Source organism: Marinifilum sp. D714 (assembly GCF_030851345.1).
Lineage (GTDB): Bacteria > Bacteroidota > Bacteroidia > Bacteroidales > Marinifilaceae > Marinifilum.
In genome coordinates this window covers 76972-89888 of the sequence record NZ_JALPNU010000004.1, presented here as the reverse complement: position 1 = coordinate 89888, position 12917 = coordinate 76972, and the positions used below count along the sequence as shown (strand labels likewise).

The window sequence follows — 12917 nt, the reverse complement described above, 5'->3', positions numbered from 1 at the left end:
AAAGCCCTGAAGGGGCGTAAGCTCACGCCCCTTCAGGGCTATTCATTAATTTATTCATAAAGTAGGGCGTTGCCCTACTCTATTGCTTGCGCCTTTTCAAGGCTTCATGTAAATAACTTTGTTCCCTCAGCATAAACTGCAGCATGAAATGAAGTTCGATAAAATCAATCCCTTCGTGTGGCTTTACAACGAAATGCTATTTCATTTATAAATAGTAGAATAACAACCCTACAGCAACAGTTATATTTCATTAAATCAAGACTGAAAGTCTTATAGCATCAGCAAAGGGCAAAGCCCTTTGACCACAATTGTGTAAAACCCCAAGCCCTGAAGGGGCGTGAGCTTACGCCCCTTCAGGGCTATTCATTAATATATTTAGAAAGTAGGGCGTTGCCCTACTCTAGTGCTTGCGCCTTTTCAAGGCTTGCTGTAAATACCTTTGTTCTCTCAGCATAAACTGCAGCATGAAATGAATTCAATGAAATCAATCCCTTCATAATGCTCTAAAACAAAATACTATTTCACCTATAAATAGTAGAATACTTTAAATCAAGACTGAAAGTCTTATAGCATCAGCAAAGGGCAAAGCCCTTTGACCACAATTGTGTAAAACCCCAAAGCCCTGAAGGGGCGTGAGCTTACGCCCCTTCAGGGCTATTCATTATTTTATTTGAAAAGTAGGGCGTTGCCCTACTCTTATGCTTGCGCCTTTCCAAGGCTTACCATAAATGCCTTTGTTCTCAAGACACAAACTGCCAAGCGAATCCCATTTCAAAGGCAATTTATATTGGCCTGTATTCAATTTTCTTTTCCCAAGTAAATAAATTGCAGTAAATTGAGCTTTAGTTTGCTCACATGAAGACAAAAGGAAAAACAATTCGAGCTTAGCCCCCAAATTATTTGCTACCCCAAAATTTATATTGGCAATTGGATTGCACAATCGATCTTGCCAATTAAGATGATGCACTGTTATACTGTGGATGATCTATTCTCTTTGCAATAATCAACTGTACGGATGAATCCGTAATCAAAATAGGAGGTAGCATATGAGTACAAATATCAATTACGCCAAGCATTTTTTTGAAGCTTGCGAAACAGGTAAAGGCTGGGAAAAGTGCAGCGAGTTCTGTCATCCAACAGCCACTTTTTCTTCTCAAACGGCAGCGTTGGCCGAAATTAAAAGTCTTGAAGCCTATTGCGAATGGATGAAAGATCTTTTCACCCCCATCCCCGATGGTCGTTACGAGTTAAAATTCTTTGCTGCAGACGAAAGCACCAATTCCGTGGCAGCCTTTGCTGTATTTCATGGCACACAAACCGGACCGGGAGGACCTTTTCCTCCAACAGGAAAAAAGGTTGCTGCTGACTATGTTTATCACATGGAATTCGAAAAAGATAAGATAAAACACATGACCAAGATTTGGAATGATTATATCAGTCTGCAACAGCTTGGCTGGGATTGAGCATAGGTGTTTTTTTAGAGTCTCAACAGCTTAAACTTGCTTAGCATCGCAAAGATGCTTGGCAAGTAACAGATTTTTCCCATTCATGACATTCAACATCTTTCCTATCAGCGATATTCTTTATCTTGTGCATGAATAAAAACACTAATAAATCACGATATCATGAAAAAACTTACTGCATTTGCTTTGCTATTGGTGAGCATCACCTTTGCAGCACAAGCACAATATGCTGAGTACTTTACGAACGCTACCATGCGTTTGGATTACAATCATATTGGTAATGCCAACGAAGAACACTTTGCTTTCGACCAAATGGTGAACGATGGCGAGTGGGCCGGAAGTAAAACTGCCTTGCTGGATGAACTGAACCTGGGCAAGTACTTCTTCGAGATTAAAGATCCTAAAACTGGCAAATTGCTATACTCAAGAGGTTTCTCAAGCATTTACGGCGAGTGGGAAACTACTCCTGAGGCTGAAAAGGAATGGGGATCATTCCATGAATCGGTACGTTTTCCCTGGCCTAAGCAAGAGGTTGAATTGACGATCCTGAAAAGAAATATCAAGAATGGTTTCGATTTGGTTTGGACCTATATGGTAAATCCTGAGCATCATCGATCGTTCCGTGGCGAGGTGAAAAATCATTACACCACTCACGATATCGTGGTAAATGGAAATCCTGAAAATCAAGTGGATATTGTGGTTTTGGGCGAAGGATATGCAAAGAAAGACATGCCGAAGTTCAAGAAAGATGCAGAACGCTTTGCCGAGGTTCTTTTAAGCACTGAGCCTTTTGCCAAGTACAAAAATAAATTCTCGATTAGAGCGGTAGAAACTCCTTCTCCTGATTCTGGTGTAAACCACCCTCATCAGGACATTCATACTCGTTCGGCTCTATCGGTTACCTACGGTGCTTTCAATTCGGAACGCTACGCTTTGGGTTACGACAACAAAACCATTAGAGATGCTTCGGCGGCTGTTCCTTACGAGTTTACAGCAATTCTTATGAACGATTCGATTTATGGTGGTGGCGGTATCTACAATCTGTACATTACTGCTGCGGTTGATAATGCTTTCCAGGAGTATCTGTTTGTTCACGAATTTGGTCATCACTTTGCCGATTTGGCGGATGAGTATTACACATCGGCAACGGCTTACGAAATGGATGCGGAACACCTGGAGCCTTGGGAGCTAAACGTTACTGCCAATGCCGATCCTGAAACCATCAAATGGAAAGATATTGTAACGCCAGGCACACCTATTCCTACGCCTTGGGAAAAGGAAAAATACGACAAGCACAGTATCGAAGTTCAAAAAAAGCGTGTTGAAATGCGCAAGGCCAAGGTAGAAGAAAAGGTAATGGAAGACTTCTTCATCAAGAAGCGCGCGTGGGATACAGAACTGCTATCGAATATGGAACACAGTGGCAAAGTTGGTGCTTTTGAAGGTGCTCAGTACAAATCGAAAGGTTTGTATCGTTCTGCGGCCAACTGTATCATGTTTACCCGTCACAATCAATTCTGTCCGGCTTGCCAGAGAGCGATTAAATTGATTATTGATCAGACTACGAAATAGGCTATTGGCTTTTTGCCACTGGCAATTGAATTAAAAACGGCTGTAAGTTTTATGCTTGCAGTCGTTTTTCTATTTATTATCGACCACCTCATCCTATCCTTCTCCTCAAGGAGAAGGATAGGATGAGGCAAGAAATAAAAGATTGCATATTCCGTCGCAAATAAACAACTCACTCTAAAGTAAGATAGCAGTTGCGACGATTTACATGGCCCTTCAAACCCGGGGCGTTGCCCCGGGCTATTAATATTTGAGCCCTTCAGGCTCTTTCTTCTTGAATAAGTTTACCGTATTTGTTTGAAAAGTTGTCAAGGAGAAGATAGATTTAGGTAAATAATATGGTAGCTCCCCAAAGTCCCCTTTAGGGGATTTAGGGGGTAGGATGCAGTAAATATATATGTAATGGTAAATCCAAGGCAATGTCTTGGATCTACGATTTATACTTTTTGCTATATCACCCTAAGAGATAAAAGTAGAAAGATAGCTTGCGCTAAAAAATAAAAGGACCGTAAGTATTTCAACTTACAGCCCTTTATTTTCTATAGTATCATATGGTAGTTAAAACTCCATTGTCTTTAGATTCTCCTGCCATTTCCATGCTGAAAGCAAGGTTTCATCCAATGTACTTTCTGCCTTCCACTTTAGTTCTTCGTTTGCAAAAGTGGTGTCTGCATAAATCTGCTCGATATCGCCTTCGCGTCTGTCGGTAATTCTGTGTGGCACCTTCTCTCCTGTCGATCTCTCGAACGAGTTGATAATCTCCAATACTGAAACACCGTTTCCTGTTCCCACATTAAAGAATTCGCAATTGGTTTTGTTCTGATCATTCAACAAACGTGCAATGGCAACCACATGTGCTTTTGCCAAGTCAACCACGTGAATGTAATCGCGAATGGCTGATCCATCAGGGGTGTTGTAATCATCACCAAATACACTTAATTCCTTGCGAATCCCAGCAACAGTTTGTGTAAGGAAAGGGATTAGGTTGTTTGGAACACCCAATGGCAACTCACCAATTAAGGCACTTTCGTGCGCTCCAATTGGGTTAAAATATCTCAAAGCAATTCCTTTCAAACTTGGATTTGCCTTGCACACATCACGGATGATGTCTTCACAAATGCTTTTGGTATTTCCGTATGGCGATTCAGCTTCCTTACGTGGAGTTTGCTCCGTAACTGGCAATTGATCTGGTTGCCCGTACACAGTACACGATGATGAGAAAACCAGGTTCTTCACCTCAAACTCCTGCATGCATTCCATCAGGTTCATTAAAGAGTTTAGGTTGTTGTGGTAATACATCAATGGTTTTTCAACCGACTCGCCCACTGCTTTTGATGCAGCAAAGTGAATAATGGCCTCAAGATTTGTATGCTTTTCAAAGAAAGCTTTCGTCTTTTGTTTATCCGTTAAGTCGAAACACTCAAATTCTGGTTTCGTTCCTGTTATCTTCTCAATCTGATCCAGAACTTCCACTTTCGAATTTGAAAGGTTATCAACAATTACCACATCAAATCCATTGCTCTGTAATTCTACTACCGTGTGAGAACCAATAAAACCAGTTCCTCCGGTTACCAATACTTTTTTATTCATTTGTTTTTTTGATTTATTGCTTGCATCACTGTCTACTTTAAAAGACAGGCTTAAGTACAAAACTAAACATATAATCTTTAACTGGAACAGAATATTTGTCATAAGGTGTCGCTCCCCACGAATTATCTCCTGCTACTCCCATCATTTTTAAATCCAGATTAATGAAAACACCATCTTTCTTCACAATATCATTGGTATGCCTAAAATCCTCATGAGTAATCTGATCGAAGTCTTCCAACGGGTTGTGATGAGCAGAAAATCCCAATTTACCCTTGGAAGTGATTCTGATCCCCGCCCCATTTTGATTCCTCAGTTCGAACCAGCGAACATCCGTTTTGTAACCATTCTCCTGAGGGCGTACATAATTGAAATACTGGTCGGCTACTTTTCCCTTGTACAAACCTACAAAGGCGCTTCGGTTTCTATCTACATAATTCTCATGCGGACCACGTCCAAAATAAGACAGGTTGTCAAAGTTTACCGGCAATTCCATACGCATACCAAATCGAGGCATATCAGGCAAATCCTCTTTTCCTAGCTTGATATTTGTGGTAATTTGAATCTCTCCTCCGTTATCAATTGCATATTCCACAACCTGCTCCGAATCAATTTTAGGGTGCAGGTAAGTTGCTTTTACCAAAACCTTAGCATCCTGCTTTACACTTTCAATACTCGATAATTCGATGGAATTGGTGACTTCTCTCCAAATGCCCAATCGCTTGATCATGTTGCTTCCCTTGTCATTGTCATTGGGAGCTCTCCAAAAATTGATGGTAAATCCTTTTTGTAACAGTTCCATTCCTCCCATTTCATATGAAGAAAGAATCCCTGTTTGCTTGTTAAAGGTGATTTCAAAGTTTTCTCCTATCACTCGAATACTTTCCGATTGATCTACCACGTCTAAGTCAGCATGTTCTGTTTTTACGATTTCCTTTTCTTTAAGCAAAGGCAATTGAAACTGATCGTGTGCCACTTCAAATCCTTTAGGGCGAAAAGGCTGATCTTTCTTCAGTACAACTGAGAAATCAATAAAGTATTCACAACCAGCTTCCATTTCGATATCTCCAATCGGAATATGAATCAATTCACTTTCTTGTGCAGTCAGGTTAAAATTATCCAGTTGGCCTGATTTTACATCTTTACCATTGGCTGAGATCTTCCATTGAATTTGATAATCTTTTAAATCTATAAAGTCGTGGAAGTTCTTGATTCTAAAAATGCCTTTTTCAAGATCTTCAGCATAAAATCTCACATTCTGATAGGCATATTTCACCTCCCACATGGCTGGATGTGGTGTATAGTCCGCAGAAATGATTCCATTCACCACAAAATTGTCATCCGATGGCAATGTTTTTAGACCATAATCGCCACCATATGCCCAAAACTCTTTCCCACTCTCATCAGTTTTTACCAAGGCCTGATCAATCCAATCCCAAATGTATCCACCTTGCAACTGTATGTTTTTCTCATCGTAAATTACTTCCCACAAGTCAACCAAATTGCCATTACTATTGCCCATGGCATGCGAATATTCGCTTATAATCATTGGCTTGCTTTGCTTTTTCGAAGCATACGAATTCAAATGCTTTACTCCTGGATATTGCGGACAATACAAATCGGTATTCTCTCCCATAATTGCACGTTCGTAATGAATTGGTCGGGAAGGATCACGATCTTTTATCCACTTGTAAACGGCGGTAAAGTTCTCACCATCTCCTGCCTCGTTGGCCATCGACCAAACAATTACCGATGGATGATTCTTATCTCGTTCAACCATTCGAATATTTCGATCGAGATGAGCCTCTTTCCATTCCGGATTTTTAGCCAAAGAATGCTTTCCGTAGTACATTCCATGCGATTCGATATTGGCTTCATTGGTAATGTACAATCCATACTCATCGCACAGCTCATAAAAACGCTCATGGCAAGGATAATGACTGGTGCGAACCGCATTGATGTTGAATTGCTTCATCAAAGCAATTTCTTTTATCATGTTTTCTTCACTTACCACATGTCCATGGTACTGATCGTGTTCGTGGCGGTTGACTCCTTTTATTAAAATAGGCTTTCCGTTGATATAGAATACTGCATCTTTGATTTCTACTTTTCTGAAACCTACTTTGCAAGTTAGTACCTCATCGATATTATTCTTTTTATCCTTCAGGAGGATTAACAAGGTGTACAAATTAGGTGTTTCTGCAGTCCATTTCTTCGGGTTCTGAACCTCTGCAGCAAAGCTCAGCTTTAAATCTTTCTTCTTATGAATCTTTGCTACTTGCGATTCATTCACAATTAATTTCTTGTTTGCATCTAACAGCCTGTACTCTACCGAATAATTCCCTGATTTTAATTGATGCTTATGGTTTTGTAAATCCACATCTAAAGTGAATAATCCATTCTGATATTGGGAATCTAAATCTGCCTTGGCAAAGAAATCACGAATGCGAACTTTTGGAGTTGAATACAGGAAAACCTCTCTCTCTATCCCACTTATTCTCCAAAAATCCTGGCACTCCAGGTAAGAACCATTCGACCAGCGATATACTTCCACTGCCAGAACGTTTTCACCTTTCTTCAAATATTTTGTAATATCCCATTCAGCAGGCGTTTTACTGCCCTGCGAATAGCCTACTTTCTTGCCATTTACCCATAGGTACATGGCCGATTTTACCGCTCCAAATTGTATAAAGATTTGCCTTCCATCCCAGTTATCAGGTAGGGTAAATGATCTGCGATAAGATCCAACCGGGTTGTAGTCATGAGGAACTTTTCCAGGGTGTTTGGGATAGATCTTTTCTGTAAATTCCAATTCGTCCGAAACAGGAGCTTTGTAATCGGCGAATTCGTATTGATGATTCACATAGATCGGGTAATCATAGCCTTCCAGCTCCCAGTTCGAAGGAACATTGATATCCTTCCATTTTGAATCATCATATGCAATTTGATAAAAATTTGCTGGTCGATCTGCTGGTTTTCTAACCCAGTTGAACTTCCAAACTCCATTCAAGCTTTTGTAATATACCGATTGCTGCTTTTTCTTAGTTAGCGCAGCATCAATTCCCTTAAACGGAATAAAGGAGGCATGTGCTGCCTCCTTATTTTGATCAAACATTTTTGGGTTTTCCAAATCATTCCAAATATTCTGTCTTTCTTGAGCTTGTATAATTAAGGTTGATATTACCAACAGAAATAAACCCAAAAATGTTTTTCTACGCATCTTCTTCTTTTCTAATTAATGAACATTCAACTGACCTTTTGAATCTGCTTTTTTCAGATTACGAACACTTGTGCTACCTGCTCCTTCCATGCTCAAATCAATTGGTTTATTTGTTTTCCATGCTCCACGGGTGAAATCAGGAATATCGATTGGACGAGATTTGTTTGCAATAGACCACTCACTTAATGGTGTGATACAACTCCATGCTGCAGCATCGTACACATCCATATCTACTGGCAATCCGTTACGTAAACAATCGATCAATCTCCAATCCATTACAAAGTCCATTCCTCCGTGACCACCAACTTGCTTGGCCATTTCACCTACTCGGCGAATAATTTCAGGAGTATATTTCTCTTCCAACTCTTTAAACTGCGCATCGTCGATAACATTGTGTCCAAATGCGATGTGCTGTTTTGGCCATTTTTGTGCGAAACATTTGGTTCCACTCAACATGTGAATTCTTGAATAAGGACGTGGAGAGCTGATATCGTGCTGAATCATGATGGTTCTTCCTTTGTTGGTACGAATCATTTGCATGTCCATATTACCACGCATATCCCAGCCTACAAATTGCTCGAAGAATGGATCTTCCTGAGCCATTTCTTTAATTCTGTGTTTCAAAGTGAAATCATCCGACATCATCGCTGTAAGATAATCCATCTTATCACCACGGTTGATGTCCATTGCCTGACAAATTGGTCCTAAACCGTGAGTTGGGTAAACATTTGCTTTGCGCTTATTTTCATGTAAACGCCACATTTTGGTGTAAGCCCCGTCGGTCATTTGTGCGTCTTTTGGCTTGTTAAAATGCCAGTAGTCCAAGTCATGAATGTAAGCACCTTCACCGTGAATCAAATCACCAAATGCTCCTTGTTGCGCCATGCTGATGGTCAACATTTCGAAGAAATCATAACAACAGTTTTCCAAAATTACACAGTGCTTGCGTGTGCGTTCTGAGGTTTCAACCATTTGCCAACACTCATCTAAAGTTTTGGCTGTAGAAACTTCAACAGCAGCATGCTTATCACCTTCCATTGCAGCAATCGCAACAGGTACGTGCCATTCCCAAGGAGTTGCAATGTATACCAAATCCACATCACCGCTCTCACAAAGCTCTTTAAAGCCTAAATCTCCATTCACGTACTCTTTGGCTTTTGGTAAACCTGCATCAGAAAGTATTTTTTGTGCTCCATCAACAGCTGCTTGACGAGTGTCACAAACCGCGGTAACTTCAACACCTTCGATATATGTCATGCGCTTCACAGCTCCCGAACCTCTATCTCCAATTCCAACAAATCCTACTCTTACCGTTTCAAGTTTAGGTGCAGCATAACCACACATGTTAAAACTCATTTTTGGTAGTTTTCCCGTTAATTCCTTTATATGAGGTAAGTTGCTTTCCTCTTTGATTCCTGCACACGATGCTAAAGGTGCAGCTGCAATTACTCCAGCCCCTAAGGCCAGGTTACTTAAAAATGATCTTCTGTTTGTTGCCATTTATCTAATGTTTTAATAGTCTGTTTATCAATTTAGTTTTGCTGACTAAATTTAATCTTTTTATTTACATTTTGATTAATAAAACCATAGTTAAAAGGAGAAAATAAACCTCTCCTTTTAATTAAGGTAATTTGGTGAAATCAATATATGGTTGTGTTTGTGTTTTCTTTCTTATAAAATCTGTATCAAATGCTACTCTATCACTAAAAAAGCCACAGTTTCTTAAATAGAATTTCCCATTTTCTTCTCCACCTGCATAGTCTCTTCTAGCATCTTTTCTGGCAGTAGCATCTGCAGTAAACTTAGCCTCGTTTAATTCATGCCATACACCATTTGTATCCACTACCCATTGATTGTTGTAATAAGCTTTTCTGCCGATAGGTCCCATTTCTGTTATGAAATTCTCTAAAAATGAGTGAGGCCTCTTCAAGTAAGTGCTTGTTTTAGGTCTTCTAAAACTTGCAATCAATTCCCATTCTCCTTTTTCAGGAGCATAAAACCATGCTGTATAGTCGGTACAATTATTATCAGCAGGAACCCCTTTCAATAAGAACTTGTAAGTATTATCCGCTTTCCAATTGTATACTTTGTAACTCTGTCCACCTGATCCTTCATTACCAAATTTACCAGTAGTTACGCCCTCTCCTTTCTTCAATAATTTAATCTTGTATTCTTCAGGAATACTGTTTGGGTCATCAGTTTGATAAGGACTCCAAACTGAAAATAGAATTCTTCTTTCTGTTTCCGAATTTACCTGGATGCCAAAATAACCTTCACCAAAACCATTGGCCATAAAATAAGAACCAACTACGTCCTGACCTTTAGGTACAGTAAGTTCATTGTAAAACCATTCAACATTTTCTACATTTTCAGGAACCTTATAGGCTAGATGAACTGAAGGTCCTCTTCTTCCCCAATAAAAATCATCCTTTACACAAATCACTGGCTTTGAGGTAACTTCTCCCCCAATTAAAATATCAGTAAAAGTACCAAAGGTGGTTCCCGATTTTTCAACTCCTTTTACATCTACATAATAATAACCCGATTTTGCTACAGTAAAGCTGCCAATAGCTAATTTTGAAAAGCTTGAATTCGAAAGTTTGATTTCTTTATTCTCATTATTGAATGAAAACATAACTTTTGATTCACCACTTGTATTTTTTGCTCTAACTCCTAACTGTATTTCCCCTGCATGCTCTACCCAAAACCAAGTTCTTATTACTGATTTTTTGTTGTTCCAGTTACTCACACCATTCTCTGTAATCATTTGACTATTCAGGTTCGTGTGATTAATCACCCATGAGTTTCCGGCAATCGGCACACTAACGGTATAGTTAACCGGAGTCTTTTTATTTTTTTCTTGGCTACTTTTACCGCATGCGCTAATAGAAGCCACAATGCAGCTTCCCAAAATCAGTAGATTTAAAAATTGTTTCAACATCTTGTTTTTGTTTAAACTTTGTGTCCTCATTACTCATTCCCCTAATAATGAGGGACACAAAGCACATTGCCTTTGCTTGAATTTATTACCTATGGTATTTCCCAAACTCAAGGCATTTTGTTAAAGGATTTTAGCAAGAGGAGACGGCTTGGATCTGAAGACCCGTTTCTACCAAATGTATGTAAATGACTGTTCAATAATTTCAAAACTGCCGCCTCCTACTTCTACTAATCACTAACTATAACTATTTCAATAAAATATTTAATAACGATTATTGGCTAAGAATAACTCCCTCATAAAATGTACTTTCAAAATGAAATTCTTATACTTCTCCAAACTCTTCTTCTAATTCTATAGAACAAAAATGATAAATATCTCTATCTAGAAAGTAGACATATTACGCTAAGAGGTAGATTTTTTCTCAAATTGCTAATAATCGTATTAATATCTCTTTTACAAAGGGTCTTATCGTTAGTTGTTTTATTAAATACAGTAAGCTTTTTGTAACAACTAAACACTTACAACATTATTATCAAAAACACATAATCTCAGCCAATGCTGCAAATTGCTGACCATCGAAAGCCGAGTTCATGATAATCTTAAAATAACGGAATTCAGCTTCATTACTGAGGTTGATATGATGAATAGTATTGATTTCCTTCAACTGAAAATTACCCATACTTTCCCACTGGATATTATCACTACTTACTAATATTTCAATGTCCTTCACCTTTCGCATGCCATCCCTCTGTAAAAATGAGAAACCGGATACGTTTTGAATATCACCCATATCGATAGTCAGGTAATGTGGATAAGATGTTGCATTCTGCGACCATCTAGAGTGCCAAAATGTTTTTGCATCACCATCCAAAACATAACTCGCTAATTCTTTATTTTCCTCAGAACTAAAATCAATAACTTTCCAATTAGTTCGGTCTAAATTTACTTTATCACCAAACTCTATAATTGGCTCATCATTTTTAAAAGTGAACGAATAGGAAAACTTAGATATCTCACCATTAACATGATTAAATAATAATCGTAATACATATGGTGTATTCCCCTTTTGGTGGAATTCACTTATAGGCATACTCACCTCAAAAGAATTATCTTTACCTACTGGTGAAGCCCAACTAACTGCATCATAATCGGCATTATCAGTCGCAGGATCACAATAAAAACCAACGTAATTAACATCTTTATCCGTATTAAAAGTTCCGGATAATTTGAGCTTACCATCTTCATAAGATGCTAAAATGCTGCCAATAGTAAGAGTTGCAGAAGTATAAAATGAATTCTCAAAATCACTAACAACTTGACAATTATTAAGAATAGCACAACTAGCTTCAGTTAAAAATGTGGGCGTTTTTCCGTAAGTATAGTTCCCCGAACCCATTAAAGAAGTTCCCTTCGAGCTATGACTAGCCTCTGATACCTTCTCTTTGTTATGAGGAAGATTAAGGCCATGCCCAAGCTCATGCAATAAACCTCCAATATACTTGGTAGCATCATTTCCTCTTTTACTATCCTCACCAAAAAACTGGACATCCATCTCTGTATAATCTAAGGCAAAGCAGTAACGCCCCCAACCATAAAAAGGAACATCTGGATTGTCATGATCCTCAACAGGAGTAAGTATGAGCGTATGATCACTACTTTTTTCGTCTGGATTGGCCTCAAAATATTCATCAATCTCTTCAATTACTTTTGCTCCTCCACCCTCGTAAGGATAGTTTGCAGTTGGGTATTGGCCTTGTATATAAATAACTTTTACACGCTCCTTTTCCTGATCAACCAACATATTAAATGTCTTATCACCAAAACCGTATTCTTTCATATACTTTCTGTAGAACGCTTGACCGTGTAATAGAATTTCACTCAGTCGTCGATGAGAATCTTTTCTTTCTTTTACATCGGTAGGAAGAAAATACACAACGTTCAGGTTGTATTTCGCTGTAGAGCTGTAATTATAGGTTACCTCTTCGGGAGATAATTCTTCAATTTCCTGAGCTTTTTCTTTTGAACATCCTCCCACAAGAGAAAGCATAAAAAAAACACAACAAACCGTTATTAATAGATATAATGTCTTCATTTTATTGTTTATTACACTGTAATTAAGCTTTATAAAAAAACCAAC

7 protein-coding genes are annotated in these 12917 nt (G+C 38.7%); 2 read left to right on the top strand and 5 right to left on the bottom strand.

Annotated elements, in window-relative coordinates; translation table 11 throughout:
• The first annotated feature begins 1046 nt into the window (after window positions 1-1046).
• Both M0051_RS05600 and M0051_RS05595 read left to right on the top strand, forming a co-directional pair.
• On the top strand, window positions 1047-1463 hold the full coding sequence (locus M0051_RS05600; RefSeq protein WP_306740573.1) for a nuclear transport factor 2 family protein: 417 nt from the start codon (window positions 1047-1049) through the stop codon (window positions 1461-1463).
• A 162-nt stretch (window positions 1464-1625) separates the two neighbouring features.
• Window positions 1626-3035 carry a M64 family metallopeptidase gene (locus tag M0051_RS05595; protein WP_306740572.1) on the top strand — a complete coding sequence of 470 codons (1410 nt, stop codon included), beginning with the start codon at window positions 1626-1628 and terminating at the stop codon, window positions 3033-3035.
• 555 nt (window positions 3036-3590) lie between these two features.
• On the opposite strand, the gene galE is transcribed toward M0051_RS05595, so the two are convergent.
• From galE to M0051_RS05570, 5 genes are all read right to left on the bottom strand, one after another.
• A complete protein-coding gene (gene galE, locus M0051_RS05590; protein WP_306740571.1) occupies window positions 3591-4622 on the bottom strand; it encodes a UDP-glucose 4-epimerase GalE in 1032 nt (343 codons plus the stop codon).
• A 37-nt stretch (window positions 4623-4659) separates the two neighbouring features.
• Entirely contained in the window at window positions 4660-7839 is a 3180-nt protein-coding gene (locus M0051_RS05585) for a glycoside hydrolase family 2 TIM barrel-domain containing protein (protein WP_306740570.1), read from the bottom strand.
• A 15-nt stretch (window positions 7840-7854) separates the two neighbouring features.
• Window positions 7855-9339, bottom strand: coding sequence for a Gfo/Idh/MocA family protein (locus tag M0051_RS05580; RefSeq protein WP_306740569.1), 1485 nt, complete (start codon window positions 9337-9339; stop codon window positions 7855-7857).
• 121 nt (window positions 9340-9460) lie between these two features.
• The gene (locus M0051_RS05575; protein ID WP_306740568.1) at window positions 9461-10780 is read right to left on the bottom strand and encodes a DUF3472 domain-containing protein; all 1320 of its coding nucleotides are present in this window, start codon (window positions 10778-10780) and stop codon (window positions 9461-9463) included.
• A 532-nt stretch (window positions 10781-11312) separates the two neighbouring features.
• Window positions 11313-12872 (bottom strand): discoidin domain-containing protein, encoded by a 1560-nt coding sequence (locus tag M0051_RS05570; protein ID WP_306740567.1) that lies wholly within the window; start codon window positions 12870-12872, stop codon window positions 11313-11315.
• Window positions 12873-12917 lie beyond the last annotated feature (45 nt).